This window comes from Clostridium sp. AF28-12 (assembly GCF_003435225.1).
Taxonomy (GTDB): domain Bacteria; phylum Bacillota; class Clostridia; order Lachnospirales; family Lachnospiraceae; genus Pilosibacter; species Pilosibacter fragilis.
The window spans coordinates 56,054-73,901 of sequence record NZ_QWGJ01000011.1; the positions used below are offsets into that span (position 1 = coordinate 56,054).

The 17,848-nt window shown below is 49.8% G+C and carries 17 protein-coding genes; all 17 read left to right on the forward strand.

Translation table 11 applies throughout. The annotated features are described in order from the left end of the window. Window positions 1-29 precede the first annotated feature (29 nt). On the forward strand, window positions 30-1,463 hold the full coding sequence (gene proS, locus DWY93_RS10545) for a proline--tRNA ligase (protein WP_015555070.1): 1,434 nt from the start codon (window positions 30-32) through the stop codon (window positions 1,461-1,463). Continuing rightward, window positions 1,463-2,029 carry a biotin transporter BioY gene (locus DWY93_RS10550; protein WP_021905906.1) on the forward strand — a complete coding sequence of 189 codons (567 nt, stop codon included), beginning with the start codon at window positions 1,463-1,465 and terminating at the stop codon, window positions 2,027-2,029. Before proS ends, DWY93_RS10550 begins: the two co-directional genes overlap by 1 nt. A gap of 30 nt (window positions 2,030-2,059) precedes the next feature. Next, window positions 2,060-3,292, forward strand: a complete 1,233-nt coding sequence (locus tag DWY93_RS10555) for a CCA tRNA nucleotidyltransferase (protein ID WP_117470947.1) — start codon at window positions 2,060-2,062, stop codon at window positions 3,290-3,292. Window positions 3,293-3,652: 360 nt separating this feature from the next. Further along, window positions 3,653-4,648 carry a spore coat protein CotS gene (locus DWY93_RS10560; RefSeq protein WP_117470953.1) on the forward strand — a complete coding sequence of 332 codons (996 nt, stop codon included), beginning with the start codon at window positions 3,653-3,655 and terminating at the stop codon, window positions 4,646-4,648. Window positions 4,649-4,785: 137 nt separating this feature from the next. Next, window positions 4,786-5,241, forward strand: coding sequence for a transcriptional regulator NrdR (gene nrdR / locus DWY93_RS10565; RefSeq protein ID WP_117470946.1), 456 nt, complete (start codon window positions 4,786-4,788; stop codon window positions 5,239-5,241). A gap of 117 nt (window positions 5,242-5,358) precedes the next feature. Further along, window positions 5,359-5,892: a YqeG family HAD IIIA-type phosphatase gene (locus DWY93_RS10570; RefSeq protein ID WP_117470945.1), complete on the forward strand. Its 534-nt coding sequence runs from the start codon at window positions 5,359-5,361 to the stop codon at window positions 5,890-5,892. Between the two features lie 102 nt (window positions 5,893-5,994). Further along, on the forward strand, window positions 5,995-6,552 hold the full coding sequence (gene efp, locus DWY93_RS10575) for an elongation factor P (RefSeq protein ID WP_015555065.1): 558 nt from the start codon (window positions 5,995-5,997) through the stop codon (window positions 6,550-6,552). 506 nt (window positions 6,553-7,058) lie between these two features. Continuing rightward, entirely contained in the window at window positions 7,059-8,426 is a 1,368-nt protein-coding gene (mgtE, locus tag DWY93_RS10580; protein ID WP_117470944.1) for a magnesium transporter, read from the forward strand. 65 nt (window positions 8,427-8,491) lie between these two features. Continuing rightward, window positions 8,492-9,949: a glutamate--tRNA ligase gene (gene gltX / locus DWY93_RS10585; RefSeq protein ID WP_117470943.1), complete on the forward strand. Its 1,458-nt coding sequence runs from the start codon at window positions 8,492-8,494 to the stop codon at window positions 9,947-9,949. A gap of 107 nt (window positions 9,950-10,056) precedes the next feature. Then, entirely contained in the window at window positions 10,057-12,027 is a 1,971-nt protein-coding gene (locus tag DWY93_RS10590; RefSeq protein ID WP_117470942.1) for an ATP-dependent helicase, read from the forward strand. Window positions 12,028-12,134: 107 nt separating this feature from the next. Beyond that, window positions 12,135-12,665, forward strand: a complete 531-nt coding sequence (locus tag DWY93_RS10595; RefSeq protein WP_117470941.1) for a cob(I)yrinic acid a,c-diamide adenosyltransferase — start codon at window positions 12,135-12,137, stop codon at window positions 12,663-12,665. Between the two features lie 339 nt (window positions 12,666-13,004). Beyond that, window positions 13,005-13,340 carry a DUF1292 domain-containing protein gene (locus tag DWY93_RS10600; protein WP_015555061.1) on the forward strand — a complete coding sequence of 112 codons (336 nt, stop codon included), beginning with the start codon at window positions 13,005-13,007 and terminating at the stop codon, window positions 13,338-13,340. Window positions 13,341-13,642: 302 nt separating this feature from the next. Beyond that, entirely contained in the window at window positions 13,643-14,740 is a 1,098-nt protein-coding gene (gene ychF, locus DWY93_RS10605) for a redox-regulated ATPase YchF (protein ID WP_015555060.1), read from the forward strand. A gap of 237 nt (window positions 14,741-14,977) precedes the next feature. Next, window positions 14,978-15,853 (forward strand): prolipoprotein diacylglyceryl transferase, encoded by an 876-nt coding sequence (lgt, locus tag DWY93_RS10610; RefSeq protein WP_117470940.1) that lies wholly within the window; start codon window positions 14,978-14,980, stop codon window positions 15,851-15,853. Window position 15,854: 1 nt separating this feature from the next. Continuing rightward, window positions 15,855-16,007 carry an aspartyl-phosphate phosphatase Spo0E family protein gene (locus DWY93_RS10615; protein WP_015555058.1) on the forward strand — a complete coding sequence of 51 codons (153 nt, stop codon included), beginning with the start codon at window positions 15,855-15,857 and terminating at the stop codon, window positions 16,005-16,007. Between the two features lie 399 nt (window positions 16,008-16,406). Further along, window positions 16,407-16,832, forward strand: a complete 426-nt coding sequence (gene mraZ / locus DWY93_RS10620) for a division/cell wall cluster transcriptional repressor MraZ (protein WP_015555057.1) — start codon at window positions 16,407-16,409, stop codon at window positions 16,830-16,832. Continuing rightward, a complete protein-coding gene (gene rsmH / locus DWY93_RS10625; RefSeq protein WP_117470939.1) occupies window positions 16,829-17,764 on the forward strand; it encodes a 16S rRNA (cytosine(1402)-N(4))-methyltransferase RsmH in 936 nt (311 codons plus the stop codon). Before mraZ ends, rsmH begins: the two co-directional genes overlap by 4 nt. Window positions 17,765-17,848 lie beyond the last annotated feature (84 nt).

Below are 17,848 nucleotides of genomic sequence, written 5' to 3' on the forward strand. Positions count from 1 at the left end.
TCCAAGAATTCATATAAAGGAGAAAAGCAATGGCAAGAGAGAAGAAACTTGTGGAATCCATCACTTCTATGGAAGACGATTTCGCGCAGTGGTACACAGACGTTGTAAAAAAAGCAGAATTATGTGATTATGCAAGCGTAAAGGGCTGCATGGTCATCAAACCGGACGGATACGCGATCTGGGAGAACATCCAGCATGAACTGGACAAGCGCTTCAAAAAAGCAGGCGTAAAGAATGTTTACATGCCGTTATTCATCCCGGAGAGCTTACTTGATAAAGAGAAAGACCATGTAGAAGGCTTCGCACCGGAAGTTGCATGGGTAACACAGGGAGGTCTTGAGCCGCTTCAGGAGCGTCTCTGCGTCCGCCCGACATCCGAGACTCTGTTCTGTGATTTCTACCAGAAAGACATCCACTCCTACCGTGACCTTCCGAAGGTATACAACCAGTGGTGTTCCGTAGTAAGATGGGAGAAGACGACAAGACCGTTCCTCCGCTCCAGAGAGTTCTTATGGCAGGAAGGCCACACCGCACATGCGACAGCAGAGGAAGCTCAGGAGAGAACGATCCAGATGTTAAACCTCTATGCAGATTTCTGCGAGGATTTCCTTGCGATCCCGGTCGTTCGCGGACAGAAGACAGATAAAGAAAAATTCGCAGGTGCTGAGGCAACCTATACCATCGAGTCCTTAATGCATGACGGAAAGGCACTCCAGTCCGGAACCAGCCACAACTTCGGCGATGGCTTCGCAAAGGCTTTCGGCATCCAGTATTCCGATAAGGACAACCAGTTAAAATATGTTCACCAGACCTCCTGGGGTATGACGACCCGTATGATCGGTGCCATCATCATGGTACACGGTGACAACGAGGGTCTTGTACTTCCGCCGAACGTAGCTCCGACTCAGGTTGTGATCGTTCCGATCCGCCAGCAGCAGGAGGGCGTTCTTGAGAAGGCAAGAGAGGTCGAGGAGGTTCTCTCCAACTTCCGCGTAAAAGTTGATGATTCTGATAAGAGCCCGGGCTGGAAGTTCTCCGAGTCCGAGATGAGAGGAATCCCGGTCCGTGTAGAACTTGGACCGAAGGATATCGAGGCAGGCCAGGCTGTATTAGTACGCCGTGACACCCACGAGAAGATCACCGTTGCTTTAAGCGAGATCGCAGAGAAGGTGGATGAGCTCTTAAAGACGATCCAGCATGACATGTACGAGCGTGCGAAAGCACACCGTGACGCCCACACCTACGACGCACACAACATGGAAGAGATGAAGGATATCGCTGACAATAAGCCGGGCTTCATCCGTGCGATGTGGTGCGGCTGCCAGGAGTGCGAGGACAAGTTAAAGGAGCAGGTCGGCGTTACATCCAGATGTATGCCGTTCAAGCAGGAGAAGCTTGCTGAGACCTGCGTATGCTGCGGCAAACCGGCAACCAAGATGGTTTACTGGGGCAAAGCATATTAATGAAGCAATGGAATATCAGGGATCTGACGCTCGGAGGGCTGTTTACAGCCCTCATCGGCGTCGGAGCTTTTCTTAAGATCACGATCCCGGTGCAGCCAGTGCCCATGCACTTTACGCTGCAGTTTTTCTTTGTGCTGCTTGCGGCCCTTTTGCTTGGATCAAAAAGGGCATTTGCCAGCGTGCTGACATATCTGGTGATCGGATTGTGTGGGATCCCGGTCTTTGCCACGGGCGGTGGTCCGGCGTATCTTTTAAAGCCTACATTCGGCTTTTTGATCGGATTTGCGGCGGCGGCCTATGTGACGGGACGTGTATATGAGATCAGGAAAAGTACATCTTTTTCCTGGCTTTTATTTTCTGCATTCTGGGGACTTCTCGCAGACTATGGCTGCGGGATGATCTATTTTTATGTGTGCAGCAATTTTGTCCTTGGCGTAAGCGTTGGATGGAAGGTCGTGTTTGTCAACTGCTTTCTTCTGACGGTCGGTGAGGATTTTATTTTATGTGTTCTGGCGGCAGTTTTGGCGAAACGGCTGATCCCAGTTCTTAAGAATCTGGGGAAATGATTACTAATTTATAAGGAGGAAACCGGACCGGTGAGAATTGAGATGCCCTATGAGGCGGAATGGATCATTGACAATATACGAAGCCATGGATACGAGGCATTTATCGTCGGAGGCTGTGTCCGGGACGCAGTCCTCGGGAGAATTCCGGGGGACTGGGACATTACAACCTCCGCAAAGCCGGAGCAGGTGAAGGAGATCTTCGGGAAAACCGTGGATACAGGCCTTAAGCATGGAACGGTGACGATCATTAAGCATGGAAGCGGCTATGAGGTCACCACATACCGGATCGACGGGGAATATCTGGACGGAAGACATCCGGAGACGGTTGAGTTTACGCCGGATCTCAGGGAAGATCTAAAGCGCCGGGACTTTACGATCAATGCCATGGCATACAGCCATGAGACGGGGATCGTGGATGAGTTTGAGGGCATGGAAGACCTGAAGCGCCGGGTGATCCGGTGCGTTGGCTGTGCGAAGGACCGGTTTACGGAGGACGCGCTGCGGATTCTCAGGGCAGTGCGGTTTGCGGCACAGCTGGACTTCGTGATCGAGGATGAGACGTACAAGGCCATTGCTGAGATCGCGCCGAATCTCGTCCATGTGAGCAAGGAGCGGATCCAGGTGGAACTCACGAAGCTTCTGCTGTCGGATCATCCGGAGAAGATCTGGATGGTGGACGCGACGGGGATCGCGGAGTATGTGACGCCAGGATTTACAGAGGTGTTTGAACGGGAACTGGAGAGCAGAAATTCCATGGATCCGTTAAAAGAATGCTGGGCTGGCATCGTTGCGCTTCCGGCGGACAAATCCCATAGATGGGCCGGTTTCCTGCGCCATATGACAGCGGAGCAGGCGGTGAAGATCCTTCGCGGATTAAAGCTTGACAATGATACTATTGGAAACGTAAAGAACATGATCACGGCATTCCAGGCACCGCTTGCGGTCGATAAGGTCGAGATCCGTAGACTTTTAAGCCGGGTGACGGAGTACCAGTTCCTCGGAGCCATGCAGCTAAAGAAGCTGGACGGAGATGAGACAGTTCCGGGGATCCTGCGGCTTTTTGAGGAGATCAAAGAGGCAGGAGACTGTGTGAGCCTGAAGCAGCTGGCGGTCAACGGAGGCGATCTTCTCGCAAAAGGTCTGGAAAAAGGAAAGCAGATCGGCGACGGGCTCATGTACCTTTTGAATCTGGTGCTTGAAAAACCAGAATTAAATAAAAAAGATATATTATTAGAAAAAATAAATCAATTTAAAAAGAAATAAAAATGTCAGTAGGGACATCTGCAGAGAATTTTGCAGGTGTCTTTTTTGTGTAATAGGAAATTCCAAGGAATTCCCTATTACATAAAAGGCACTAATGTGCCGATGATGTGCACTCGCGCGAAAATGTAGATTGTCGCAAGCGGCCGCGCAAGGCGCGAGAATGTGCCAAGGCGCATTCTTTTTTATTTAACGACGGGCAGCCAGAAAGCAGGAAAAAACGTACAGGCCGTATTCTGGAAACAGGGGAATAATCCCCCCTTTCATTTCATATCTTGTGCAGAAGGAAATTCCGGCAGCAGGATGAGGGCCGGAATTGTTGTCGATGGAAAAGGTCAGAGCAGGATATGGGGGGATAGAATCGTGATCGACTGGAAGGAAGAGGCGGAGAAGACGTACGGATTTCGGGTGGATGTGCTGCGGAGAGGACGAGGATCCTGGATCCTTGAGACGGATCTGGGACTGCGGCTTTTAAAGGAATATCGTGGAAGTGTGAACCGCCTGGAGTTTGAGGAGGCGGTTTTGCAGTCTTTAGATGGAATGGAGACTCTGAAGGCGGACCAATATGTGAGAAATTCTGAGGGGGAGCTGTTGTCGACGGCGGAGGATGGGACCAGATATATCGTGAAGGAATGGTTCGCGGACCGGGAATGTGACCTGAAGGATGAAAGAGAGGTATTGTCGGCGGTGCGGGCATTGGCGCTTCTGCATCGGCAGTTCCGCATGATCAAACGGCAGGAAACGTGGAATATGAGATCCATGATCTCACTGCCGCTCTTTGAGGCCATGCGCCGCCACAACCGGGAGTTAAAGAAGGCGAGGACATTTATCCGCGGAAAGCGGAAGAAAAATGAATTTGAGCTCCGAGTGATCGGAAATTTTGAAATTTTCGCGGCCCAGGCCGTGGAAGCAGAGCGGGGCATGGAAAGGCTGTATGAGATTCACGGAAAAGAGATCGCAGATGGGTACGCGGTCTGCCATGGGGAGCCGGATTACCACCATATCCTGATCGGAAACGGGTACACGGCGGTGACGGAGTTCAACCAGATGCACCTGGGTGTCCAGATGGAGGACCTGTATTATTTCCTCAGGAAGATTATGGAAAAGCATGACTGGAATGAGCGGCTGGGGCGGCAGGTCATGGAGTCCTACGAACGGGTGCTGCCGGTCTCGGAAGTGGAGCGGCAGGTGCTTTATTACCTGTTTTTATATCCGGAAAAGTATTGGAAACAGATCAATTTTTATTACAACGCCAACAAGGCCTGGGTGCCCGCGAAGAGTACGGAGAAGATCAGAAAGCTGGAGGCTCAGCAGGAGGCGAGGGAGAGCTTTATACAGACAGTTATTCAAGGCGTGTAAGGAAAAAGCCAGGAGATCGGAATTACGGATAAAGAGCAAAAGACTTGCGGAACCAGAGGATAGTGTGATAAGATATGGTATAAAAATGTGGCCGTGAGCGGAAAAATAGTACGGTCGGCAGCAAAGGAGGAAGTCCCATGAAATGTCCGTTTTGTGGTGCCCAGGATACAAAGGTCATCGACTCGCGTCCGGCTGATGATAACAGCTCGATCAGACGCCGACGTCAGTGCGAGGAGTGCGGAAAGCGCTTTACGACATATGAGAAATTAGAGACACTGCCGCTTATGATCATCAAGAAAGATGATTCCAGAGAACCGTACAATCGTGCGAAGATCGAAAACGGAATCCTTTTGTCATGTCATAAGCGTCCGGTCTCCTCGGACCAGATCACGAAGATGATCGACGAGATCGAGAAGCAGATCTTCAGCATGGAAGAGCGTGAGATCCCGTCCGTGACCATCGGCGAGCTTGTCATGAAAAAACTCAAGATGGTGGACGAGGTTGCATACGTCCGTTTCGCGTCTGTCTACAGGGAATTTAAGGATGTGAACGCGTTTATGGATGAATTGGCTAAGTTCTTAAATAATAAATAACAGCAAAAGAGGCGGTTTGGCTGTGCACCGGTCTGCAAAAGGGTCAATGAATGACGTTGTTCACCCGGATAAAAACAGGAGCAGGTATGGCTGAAGTGCTGAATTAAGGGTAATATTATGTTTGAAATATTCTATCCGGGGAACTATGTGGACAGCGCATACGAGATCCCGTACGAGAAACTTTATGAGAGAGGATACCGGGGAATCATCTTCGATGTGGACAATACCCTGGTTCCCCACGGGGCACCGGCGGACAAGCGGGCGATCGAGCTCTTTGAGCGGCTCCGCGCCATCGGCTTTTCCACCTGCATCCTTTCCAATAATAAGGAGCCGCGTGTATCACCTTTTGCGGACAAGGTGGGAAGTCCCTATATTTATAAGGGTGGGAAACCGTCGAGAAAAGGCTACGAGCGGGCTATGGAGCGGATGAAAACGGACCGTGATACCACTTTTTTTGTCGGCGACCAGCTGTTTACGGACGTCTGGGGCGCAAACAGGACAGGCCTCTATTCGATCCTTGTAAAGCCCATCAATCCAAAAGAAGAGATCCAGATTGTCCTGAAACGGTATCTCGAGGCGGTAGTTCTCATGTTTTACAGGAAACGATTGAAAAAAACGGGGCGGACAGCCGGGGATTTTTGCAAAAAATAGTTGAAAACCGTTGGAGAATAGTATAGAATAGGATAGAATCAGCGATAAGCGTGAAATTTGAAATGAAATAATTGGAAACAGTTTTAAGGAGGATTATCATTTATGGTATCAGCAGGTGATTTCAGAAATGGCGTTACACTTGAAATCGATGGACAGGTTGTTCAGATCTTAGAGTTCCAGCACGTAAAACCGGGTAAGGGTGCTGCTTTCGTTAGAACAAAATTAAAAAACGTTATCAATGGCGGTGTAGTTGAGAGAACATTCCGTCCGACCGAGAAATTCCCAGCAGCAAGAATCGACCGCGTAGATATGCAGTATCTGTATGCAGACGGTGACCTTTACAACTTCATGGATGTTAACACATACGAGCAGATCGCATTATCCACAGATGTTGTAGGTGATGCATTAAAGTTCGTTAAAGAGAACGAGACAGTTAAAGTCTGCTCCTACAATGGCAAGGTATTCTCTGTTGAGGCTCCGTTATTCGTAGAGCTCGAGATCACAGATACAGAGCCGGGCTTCAAGGGCGATACAGCCACAGGCGCAACAAAGCCGGCTACTCTTGAGACAGGCGCTCAGATCAACGTTCCGTTATTCGTTAACCAGGGTGACCGCGTTAAGATCGATACACGTACTGGTGAGTACCTTTCCAGAGCTTAATCCACGAAGTATTATAACCCCAGGAAACCTTATGTTTCCTGGGGTTTTCGTTCCATAAAACGCTGTAAAATACGCACAACCAGTAACGTAATAGTAACAAACTAATAACACTGTGTTCATGAACGCTGCCAGCCCATATCCTGGCGGCTTTTTGTCATTGTTCACGGGTAGGAATTTTCTGAACTGAAAATTCATCTTCTTCACGAAAAATTGCGTAACCGGTTGCCAATTGGGTAAAATTTTCTTATAATGGAAAGCACAGAGAAAGGAAGTGAACACATAATGGAAGGTCGAAGTCATACGATGGAAGCAGACGCACACCCTGAACCAGTGGCAATAGGCATGACAGGGACGATCTGTTATGTGTATTGCCGAATTTAGCTGTACAGGAGATTGTGGACCGGCGCAGGGGAAATGCGGCGGCTGCAGGTGTCTTTGCTTCCATAATCGCGTGAAAAGATCAGCAAAATGCTGAGTGAAAACAACTGATTATGGGGGAAAAGAAAATGCCGAATGATGGAAATGAGACATTTGACATGGAGCATCTTCTGGATCTGGCGAAGGAGAAAAAGTACCGCCTGTTAAAGGAAGAGCTTGTGGAACTGAACGAGGTGGATATCGCGTCGTTCATCGAAGAACTGGATTCCGAGCGTACGGTCATCGTGTTCCGGATGCTGCCGAAGGCGCTGGCGACCGAAGTGTTTGCCGAGCTTCCGGTGGACAAGCAGAGTCACATTATCAACAGCATCACCGATAAAGAGCTTTCCGAGATCGTGGAAGAGCTTTATGTGGATGATGCCGTAGACCTGGTGGAGGAACTTCCGGCAACGGTGGTCCGCCGTGTCCTTCAGAACACGAAACCGGAGACGAGAAAACTGATCAACCAGTTCTTAAACTATCCGGAAAACACAGCCGGAAGTATCATGACGGCTGAGTACGTCGGATTAAAGAAGACTATGACGGTGGAACAGTGTTTCGCCTATATCCGTCATCACGCGGTGGATTCCGAGACGATCTACACCTGCTATGTGATGGACGAAAAACGAATGCTGGACGGCGTTGTGACGGTAAAGGATCTTCTCCTTCAGCCCTATGAGCGTCTGGTGGGCGATATTATGGACACCCACGTCATCAAAGCCCAGACGACCGATGACCAGGAGCAGGTGGCGGACACGATGAACAAGTACGGTCTGCTCTCCATGCCGGTAGTTGACAGTGAGGACCGCCTTGTGGGAATCATCACCGTTGACGATGTCATGGAAGTCATGGAAGAAGAGGCCACCGAGGACTTCGAGAAGATGGCGGCGATGCTGCCGAGTGAAAAGCCGTATCTAAAGACCGGCGTCTTCACATTGGCAAAAAACAGGATCCCGTGGCTTCTGATCTTAATGCTTTCCAGTACGATCACCGGCGGAATCCTCGTAAAATATGAGAATGCCTTTGCGGCAATCCCGCTTCTTGTAAGCTTTATCCCGATGCTTATGGATACCGGCGGAAACTCCGGAAGCCAGAGCAGCACCATGATCATCCGTGGTATGGCTATCGGCGATGTGGAGCCTTCGGATATCCTGAAGGTCGTGTGGAAGGAAGTACGGGTCGGCGTGATCGTTGGATTTGTCCTGGCGGTGGTAAACTTTATCCGTCTGATGATCCAGTATCCGGGCAACACGATGATCTGCGTGACCGTCGTGATCAGCCTGTTCTGTACGGTCATCGTTGCGAAGACGATCGGATGCACACTGCCGATCGGGGCGAAGGTCTTAAAGCTTGATCCGGCGATCATGGCGTCACCGATGATCACGACGATCGTGGATGCGGTGAGTCTGATGGTGTACTTTAATCTGGCTTGTCATTTATTAGATATGACGGTATAGAAAAAAAGAATGTCTGTCTGCGGAACTATCCGCGGATAAATATATATCAACAGGAGATATGGATTATGGAAAAAATCAGAACAAGATTTGCGCCGAGCCCGACCGGCCGGATGCATGTAGGTAATTTAAGAACAGCTCTTTACACATACCTGATCGCAAAGCATGAAGGCGGAGATTTCATTCTCCGTATTGAGGATACAGACCAGGAGCGCCACGTTGAGGGTGCTGAGGGAATCATCTACCGCACACTGGAAAAGACCGGACTGATCCATGACGAGGGTCCGGATAAGGACGGCGGCTATGGTCCGTATGTCCAGAGTGAGCGCCAGAAAGCCGGAATCTACATGGAGTACGCGAAAAAGCTTGTAGAAAAAGGTGAGGCATATTACTGCTTCTGTACCCAGGAGCGCTTAAATTCATTAAAGAAGACCGTAAACGGTGAGGAGATCATGGTTTACGATAAGCACTGCCTGCATCTTACCAAAGAAGAGGTAGAGGCAAACTTAAAGGCAGGAAAGCCGTTCGTTATCCGCCAGAACAACCCGAAAGAGGGAACTACAACATTCCACGATGAGATCTACGGAGATATCACGGTAGACAACGCAGAGCTCGACGATATGGTCCTTATCAAATCCGACGGATACCCAACCTACAACTTCGCAAACGTTGTGGATGACCATCTGATGAAGATCACACACGTTGTCCGCGGAAACGAGTACCTTTCTTCCTCCCCGAAGTACAACCGTCTCTACGACGCATTCGGCTGGAAAGTTCCGGTATATGTACACTGCCCAACCATCACAAACGAGGAGCACAAGAAATTAAGCAAGAGAAGCGGACATTCCTCCTTCGAGGATCTTCTCGAGCAGGGCTTTTTAACAGAGGCGATCGTAAACTTCGTTGCCCTCTTAGGATGGTCCCCGACAGACAACCAGGAGTTCTTTACTCTTGAGGAGCTTGTAAAAGCGTTCGACTACCACAATATGAGCAAGTCCCCGGCTGTCTTCGATATGACAAAGCTTCGCTGGATGAACGGAGAGTACATCAAGAAGATGGACGATGAGAAGTTCTTCGAGCTTGCAAAGCCGTACCTTGAGACTGCGATCAAGAAACCGTTAGACTTAAAGAAGATCGCCGGAATGGTGAAGACGAGAATCGAGACACTGTGCGATATCGCGGATCAGGTCGACTTCTTCGAGGAGATGCCGGAGTACAGCGCGGACATGTATATCCATAAGAAGATGAAGACAACAAAGGAGAACTCCTTAGAGACATTAAAGGAGGTTCTTCCGATCCTTGAGGAACAGGATGACTTCAGCAATGATGCCCTGTTTGAGGCTCTTTCCAAGTATGTTGCCGATAAGGGCGTAAAGACTGGTTTCGTTATGTGGCCGATCCGCACAGCAGTATCTGGAAAACAGATGACACCGGCAGGCGCTACCGAGATCATGGAGATCATCGGAAAAGAGGAGTCCCTGACACGTATCAGGAAGGGAATTGAGTTGTTGGAGGCTGCTGAGTAATTTGCAAATCGCGTAGCGGTGAGAGGACTGAACAGTCGCAAAACCGCAATACGATCATGCGGCGGACCGGGCAGAAACAGAAAGAAACCTGACCGGAATGGATAAATATGGATTTTAATAAAGCACAGATGACGGCCTTGGAGCACCGGGATGGACCGATGATGGTCTTAGCGGGTCCGGGGTCTGGAAAGACGACAGTAATTACACACAGAATCAAGAGACTGCTGGAGGCGGGCGTTGACCCCTCCGGCATTCTTGTCATTACGTTCACGAAAGCGGCGGCCGCGGAGATGAAGGAGCGGTTTCTCAGACTGGCGCGGGAGGAAGATGAAAAGCGGAGAAAGGCGGGGAAGAAGGATGATCACCTGCCGAAAAACGGATGGAGTCTGCACAGGCCGGAAAAAAGCCAACAGAGTGCAGCCGAGGCCAGGCAGCGCGCGCAGGGAGCCGGAAATTCTTTGGAAGCCGCGGGCAGCCGTGTGAGTTTCGGAACCTTCCATTCCGTCTTTTACCACATCTTAAAGTGGGCGTACCGCTTTCCCGCCGGAAATGTGATTAGCGGGGAGGAAAAGCGGCAGTATTTTAAAAAGTTTCTCGATGAGTCCGGGATGGAGGTGGAGGACGAGGCGGAGTTTATCTCCTCCATCATCAACGAGATCAGCTACGTGAAGGGCGAGCGCCTTGACTTAAAATATTACTATTCCCAGAACTGCCCGGAAGAGTGGTTTAAGAAGCTCTATGACGGGTACGATGAGATGCTGGAGCAGACGGGAAAGATCGATTTCGACGATATGCTCGTCATGTGCCATGAGCTGTTCACGGAGCGGAAGGACATCCTGGCTGCCTGGCAGAAAAAATTCAAGTATATTCTGGTGGACGAATTCCAGGACATCAATCTTTTGCAGTACCAGGTGGTGCGGATGTTAGCGCTGCCGGAAAATAACCTCTTTATCGTCGGGGATGATGACCAGTCCATTTATCGGTTCCGCGGGGCGAAGCCGGAGATCATGCTGGGATTTGAGAAGGATTTTCCGGGGACGAAGAGAGTTCTTCTTGGAACAAACTACCGGTCCACAAAGGAGATCGTGGAGACTTCGCTGAAGCTCATCGGGCACAATAAGGTTCGCTTTGAGAAGAAACTGGAGCCGTTCCGGGGATCCGGGCGGCCGGTGGATTTCAGGGTCTTTGACAATCCGGGACAGGAGATGGACACGGTGGCCCAGAGTATCCGGGCGTACCATGACGCCGGGTACATGTGGAACGAGATCGCGGTGCTGTTCCGCACCGGAGCGAACTCCGGGCTGATGGCGGAGCGGCTCATGGGATACAATATTCCCTTTCAGCTCCGGGATGTGATCCCAAACCTCTATAGCCACTGGATCGCGAAGGACCTCTTTGCCTACATGGAGATCGCGGCGGGCAGCAGAAAACGGTCGGATTTCTACCGGATCATGAACCGTCCGAACCGGTATTTCAGCAGGGACGCCTTTGATACGCCGACGGTGTCCTTCGACCGGTTAAAGTCCTTTTATCAGGACAGGGACTGGATGGAGGACCGGATATGCGACCTGGAGGCGGATCTCAGGACCATGTCGAGACTGAAGCCTGTGGCAGCGGTGAATTATATCCGCAAAGTCATCGGATATGACGATTATCTCAGGTCATACGCGGAGTTCCGGAGAATGAAACCGGAGGAACTTTTCGAGACAGCAGACAAGCTGGCGGAGAGTGCGGCGGAGTTTGAGACCTTCGAGGCCTGGAAGGAACATGCGGTGCGGTACGAGGAAGAGTTGAAAAAGCAGAATCTCGAAGAGACCAGGGAAGCGAGAGACCGGGTGACACTGTCCACGATGCACAGCGCGAAGGGGCTGGAATATCCGGTGGTGTTCGTGGTGGATGTGAATGAGGGGATCGTTCCGCATCACAAGGCGGGACTCCCGGCGGATATCGAGGAAGAGCGGCGGCTGTTTTATGTGGCCCTGACCCGAGCAAAGGACCGGCTCCATGTGGCGGCGGTGCGGGAGCGGTATCACAGGAAGACGGATGTTTCGCGGTTTATCGGGGAAGCAGGTTTGTAGAGGATTCAGAGAGGAGCCAGAGTCATTGCGGCTTAGGCCGCCGGAAAGGCACCATAGCAGAGAACAGTTCTTTCCTGCTGTGAATGCATGAAGAATGGAGGAGACAAATGGGACTTGTCCATATTTACTGTGGTGACGGAAAAGGAAAGACCAGCGCAGCGATAGGGCTTGCGGTCCGGGCAGCGGGCAGCGGTAGGCGTGTCGTGATCGCGCGGTTTTTAAAGACAGATAACTCCGGGGAAGTGGAGATCTTAAAGAGACTTCCGGAGGTGACACTGATCCCGTGCCGGAAGAACTTTGGCTTTGTCCGGTCCATGGATGAGGAGACGAAAAAAGAGTGCGCGGATTATAACAGAAATCTGTTTTTGGAGGCGGCAGAGCTGGCGAAAACTGCGGATCTCGTGGTCTTTGACGAGATCATGGCGGCGGTGAACTACGGGATGGTACCGGAAAAGGACATCCTGGATTTTCTGGAAAACCGGCCGAAAAAGGGCGAGCCGGATGGGCTGGAAATTGTCCTTACGGGGCGGAACCCGTCGGAGTCGTTACTTGGGGCGGCGGACTATGTGTCGGAGATCTGTAAGAGAAAGCATCCGTTTGACAAGGGAATCATGGCACGACGCGGAGTAGAATACTGATGTTACTGTGCATGGGTAGGAATTTTCCGGACTGGAGATTCCGTACAATACAGTGGTGGTAGGTTACTTTTCATGGGTAGGAATTTTCTGAACTGAAAATTCCGTATGATACCGTTATGACCTCGGATTTTGCCGATTCGGAATGCGAAGCATCGGCAAAATCCAGTTACAGTGCGCGGGCATGGAGTGCCCGTGTATTGTAACGGTGGTAGTGGATTTAGGCAATTCTTTCTATTGATTTTATGGATATTTACTGGTATTCTATAAAAAACAGCAGCCGCAGAAAAAACGGCTGTCAATTAACGGCACACTGCCGGAAATGAGAGGAAAATTAAGGTTATGGCAAAGGAAAAAAACATGAATCAGGACGCAGCAAACGACGAGGAGATGACAGTTACTCTGACACTGGATGATGGAACAGATTTAGAGTGCGTGGTTCTTACGATCTTCGAGGCGGCTGATAAGGAATATATTGCGCTTCTCCCGTTAGACGGCAATGAGGCTGAGGACGGAGAGGTCTACTTATACCGCTATACAGAGGACGCAGATGGCAACCCGGATATCCAGAATATCGAGAGTGACGAGGAGTACGAGATCGTTGCGGACGCCTTCGACGAGTTCCTTGATACAGCGGAGTACGATGAGATCGTAAGCGAGGAAGACTTAGACGACTAAGCCGGGAGCAAAATAGTGTTTCCAGGCTGGGTCTGTCAACAGAGCAGCGGAAAATGGAGATATGTTTCTGACAGGAAAACTGATTCGGAGACAAAGATAAAAAGCATTGATGGAGTCAAAAAGATATATCCGGTCGCAAAAAATTGACCGGATGAACTCTTTTTGGCTCCTTTTTTGCGGAAATTCCCTTCCTTTTCCGCATGTTTTGTGCTATGCTAAATACACTTGTGGTCGTATGGGATCACATTAAATTATGTAAAAACCATATTTTTGCGTATAAAGGTTTAGAAAGGAAAATTACCATGAAACTTGGCATTGTCGGCCTGCCGAACGTAGGTAAAAGTACATTATTCAACTCTTTGACAAAGGCGGGCGCTGAATCCGCAAACTATCCGTTCTGTACCATCGACCCGAACGTGGGCGTTGTTCCAGTACCGGATTTCCGTTTGAAGCTCTTATCGGATCTTTACAATTCTGAGAAGATCACACCGGCTGTGATCGAGTTCGTAGATATCGCAGGTCTCGTAAAGGGTGCATCCAAAGGTGAGGGACTTGGAAACCAGTTCCTCGCGAATATCCGTGAGGTAGACGCTATCGTTCACGTTGTCCGCTGCTTCGAGGACCCGAACGTGATCCATGTAGACGGAAGCGTTGATCCGCTCCGCGACATCGAGACTATCAACTTAGAGCTGATCTTCTCCGATATCGAGGTCATCGACCGCAGGATCGCGAAGATGGGCAAGGGCGCAGCTTCTAACAAGGCACTTGCGAAGGAATTAAACATCTTAAAGGCTGTGAAGGAACACCTCGAGAACGGCAATCTTGCAAAGAGCTTTGAGTGTGAGGACGATGAGGAGCAGGCATTTGTTGCTTCCTTAGATCTCCTTACCTGGAAACCGGTGATCTTCGCTGCGAACGTCGGTGAGGATGATCTTGCCGATGACGGCGCTTCCAATCCGCATGTACAGGCTGTCCGCAAGTTCGCTTCTGAGAACGACAGCGAAGTGTTTGTCGTGTGCGCGCAGATCGAGGAGGAGATCTCCGAGTTAGATGACGATGAGAAAAAGATGTTCTTAGATGACCTTGGTTTAAAGGAGTCCGGACTTGACAAGCTGATCGCGGCAAGCTACCGTCTTCTCGGTCTTATCAGCTACCTGACAGCAGGAGAGAAGGAGACACGTGCATGGACCATCAAGGTCGGCACAAAAGCACCGCAGGCAGCAGGAAAGATCCACACCGATTTCGAGCGCGGATTTATCAAGGCAGAGGTTGTAAACTACAAGGATCTCTTAGACTGCGGTTCCTACAACGGAGCGAAGGAAAAAGGACTTGTCCGCATGGAAGGTAAGGACTACGTGATGAAGGACGGAGATGTCGTTCTTTTCCGGTTCAATGTATAATTTCTCCTGAAGATCTGATAGAATAAGGAATATAAAAGTCATGGAGTGTATCAGTTAAACACCATTCCATGGCTTTTCTTTTGTTTTAGGACAGATTCCTGGCGGTTCCTGTTTGAGCAAGACGTGAACGGCAGTTCATGTCGAATAAACACGAGGACTGTCAAGCGAATCTGTTTGCTTTTTGCCGCTTTTCGGAGTAAAATAAAATTCACCAAAGAAAAAAGGAGAACAGAATCAATGTCAGGAGCAGATGTAAGCTTCGTTCACCTGGGGATCTCGATTCCCCACATGGTGAAGAGCTTTTCAATCGGAGGAATATCCTTTGCGTACTACGGACTGATCATCGGGATCGGCATGATCTTAGGACTCTGTGTTGCCCAGTCCGATGCGAAGCGCAGGGGACAGAATCCAGATATTTACCTTGATTTCGCACTTTACGGAATTATCTTTTCCATCATCGGAGCGCGGATCTACTATGTTTTCTTCCAGTGGGCCTACTACAAGGACCACCTGATGGAGATCGTGAACTTGAGGAAAGGCGGACTTGCGATCTACGGCGGAGTGATCGCCGGAATCCTGACGCTGCTTGTCTTTACAAAGAAACGCCACCTTTCCTTTTTGTCCATGGCAGACAGCGCATGCCTTGGACTTATAACCGGACAAATGATCGGACGATGGGGTAACTTTATCAACTGCGAGGCCTTCGGCCGCTACACAGACTGCCTGTTTGCCATGCGGATCAGACGTAGCATTGTGAATGAGAGCATGATCTCACAAAATCTCCTTGACCATCTGATCCTGGACAATGGAATCGAGTACATTCAGGTCCATCCGACGTTCCTCTACGAGTCCCTCTGGAACTTCGGTCTCCTGATGTTCATGCTCTGGTTCCGCAAGCGGAAAACGTTCACAGGGGAAATGCTTTGTATCTATCTGGCCGGGTATGGAATCGGAAGAGCGTGGATCGAAGGATTGAGAACGGATTCTCTCCTGATACCGGGTACCCAGATCGCGGTATCCCAGGCATTGTCTGTTGTGCTGGCGACCGTCTCTCTTGTGATCCTTATTTACAACAGGAGAAAGGCTTTCGTCCAGGGAAAGGAAGCAAACTGATATGGAGAGCAGGGAAGAATTGGTAAATCAGATCGAGGAGGCGAGAAAACGATTGAACGGAAGTATTGATGGAAAGGAGTCCTACGATCTGATCTACCGATACAGTGTGGAACTTGACCGGCTGATCGAACAGTATATGGACGCGGGATACTAGGGGGGGGCGCAGTACATAAAAATCGAATATACTCCAGATAAAATGCGGAAAAGCTGCCTGAAAGGCGGCTTTTTCGCGTTTTATAGGAAGATTTCCATAAAATGGCACCTTGTTTGTTACTGTACACGGGTAGGAATTTTCTGAACTGAAAATTCCGTACAATACAGTGGTGGTAGTGGATTTTGCCGATTCGGAATGCGAAGCATCGGCATAATCAGTTACTGTTTGCGCAAGGCGTGAACAGTGACCCTTGTTTTGTACATGAAAAAATGAAAAATTCCTTGCTATTTTAAAGTAAATGTACTAAGATTACATTAGAAGTGGTGGAAAGTGGATAAAAGTGGTTTAAAATGGTGGATCAGTGGATTACGATGGACCACATAATCACAGGAGTGAGTAATGTTCATTGGAGAGTACAGTCATACAATCGATGCAAAAGGCCGTCTGATTGTCCCTTCCAAATTCCGTGAGCAGCTGGGCGATGAGTTCGTTGTTACAAAGGGATTGGATGGGTGTCTCTTCGTGTACGAAAATTCTGAGTGGAAATCTTTTGAGGAAAAGCTCCACGCGCTTCCTCTTACGAATGCTAATGCCAGAAAGTTTTCGAGATTTTTCCTGGCTGGTGCCTGTGCCTGTGAGGTGGACAGGCAGGGAAGGATCCTGATCCCTTCTGTTTTAAGAGAATTCGCGAAGCTGGAAAAAGACGTCGTCTTAGTCGGCGTCGGAAGCCGGATTGAGATCTGGAACAAGGCGGTCTGGAACGAGAAGAATGTCTACGATGACATGGAAGAAATTGCAGAAAATATGGAAGGTCTTGGCATATGATTTTTGAACATAAATCAGTCCTGCTGATGGAAACCGTCGACAGCCTGAATGTAAAACCGGATGGGATCTACGTGGACGGGACTTTAGGCGGAGGCGGACATGCATACGAAGTATCCCGGCGACTCGGCGAAAAGGGCCGCCTGATCGGAATCGATCAGGACGCGGACGCGATCGCGGCGGCGACAGAACGTCTTCTCCCATTTAAAGATAAAGTAACGATCGTGAGAAGCAACTACAAGAATATCCGGGAAGTGCTCTTTAACCTTGGAATTGAAAAGGTGGATGGCATTTATCTGGATCTTGGTGTGTCTTCATACCAGCTGGATACGGCGGACCGTGGATTCTCTTACAGAGAGGATGCCCCGCTGGATATGAGAATGGATCAGAGAAACGACAAGACCGCGGCGGATATCGTAAACGGCTACAGCGAGATGGAGCTGTATAGAATTATCCGCGATTACGGCGAGGATCGTTTCGCAAAGAATATCGCGAAGCACATCGTCAGAGAGAGGGAGATCCACACAATCGAGACGACACTGCAGCTCGCAGAGATCATCCGCGGCGCGATCCCGGCAAAGATCCGTGCTGAGGGCGGACATCCGGCAAAACGGACATTTCAGGCGATCCGCATTGAATTAAACCACGAGCTGGATGTGTTAAACGATTCCATCGACACAATGATCGACCTCTTAAATCCGGGTGGACGTTTATCGATCATTACGTTCCACTCTCTGGAGGACCGCATCGTGAAGACGAGATTCCGCACAAATGAAAATCCGTGTATCTGCCCTCCGGATTTCCCGGTATGCGTATGCGGAAGAAAGAGCAAAGGCCGCGTTGTGACGAGAAAACCGATCGTTCCATCAGATGAGGAACTGGAAGAGAACAGAAGATCAAAGAGTTCGAAACTGAGGGTGTTCGAGAGAAGCTGAGAGCCCCCAAGTACAGAAAAAGCAGAAAGTTTATGGTAAATGTTCAGCAGATCTGCATGTTCCTGAAATCGACAACAGGGGAAC

What these genes read in the sequence shown, in the direction of transcription:
- proS (WP_015555070.1), top strand. Translation starts at nt 30, where the DNA reads ATGGCAAGAGAGAAGAAACTTGTGGAATCCATCACTTCTATGGAAGAC.
- DWY93_RS10550 (WP_021905906.1), top strand. Translation starts at nt 1,463, where the DNA reads ATGAAGCAATGGAATATCAGGGATCTGACGCTCGGAGGGCTGTTTACA.
- nrdR (WP_117470946.1), top strand. Translation starts at nt 4,786, where the DNA reads ATGAAATGTCCGTTTTGTGGTGCCCAGGATACAAAGGTCATCGACTCG.
- DWY93_RS10570 (WP_117470945.1), top strand. Translation starts at nt 5,359, where the DNA reads ATGTTTGAAATATTCTATCCGGGGAACTATGTGGACAGCGCATACGAG.
- efp (WP_015555065.1), top strand. Translation starts at nt 5,995, where the DNA reads ATGGTATCAGCAGGTGATTTCAGAAATGGCGTTACACTTGAAATCGAT.
- mgtE (WP_117470944.1), top strand. Translation starts at nt 7,059, where the DNA reads ATGCCGAATGATGGAAATGAGACATTTGACATGGAGCATCTTCTGGAT.
- gltX (WP_117470943.1), top strand. Translation starts at nt 8,492, where the DNA reads ATGGAAAAAATCAGAACAAGATTTGCGCCGAGCCCGACCGGCCGGATG.
- DWY93_RS10590 (WP_117470942.1), top strand. Translation starts at nt 10,057, where the DNA reads ATGGATTTTAATAAAGCACAGATGACGGCCTTGGAGCACCGGGATGGA.
- DWY93_RS10595 (WP_117470941.1), top strand. Translation starts at nt 12,135, where the DNA reads ATGGGACTTGTCCATATTTACTGTGGTGACGGAAAAGGAAAGACCAGC.
- DWY93_RS10600 (WP_015555061.1), top strand. Translation starts at nt 13,005, where the DNA reads ATGGCAAAGGAAAAAAACATGAATCAGGACGCAGCAAACGACGAGGAG.
- ychF (WP_015555060.1), top strand. Translation starts at nt 13,643, where the DNA reads ATGAAACTTGGCATTGTCGGCCTGCCGAACGTAGGTAAAAGTACATTA.
- lgt (WP_117470940.1), top strand. Translation starts at nt 14,978, where the DNA reads ATGTCAGGAGCAGATGTAAGCTTCGTTCACCTGGGGATCTCGATTCCC.
- DWY93_RS10615 (WP_015555058.1), top strand. Translation starts at nt 15,855, where the DNA reads ATGGAGAGCAGGGAAGAATTGGTAAATCAGATCGAGGAGGCGAGAAAA.
- mraZ (WP_015555057.1), top strand. Translation starts at nt 16,407, where the DNA reads ATGTTCATTGGAGAGTACAGTCATACAATCGATGCAAAAGGCCGTCTG.
- rsmH (WP_117470939.1), top strand. Translation starts at nt 16,829, where the DNA reads ATGATTTTTGAACATAAATCAGTCCTGCTGATGGAAACCGTCGACAGC.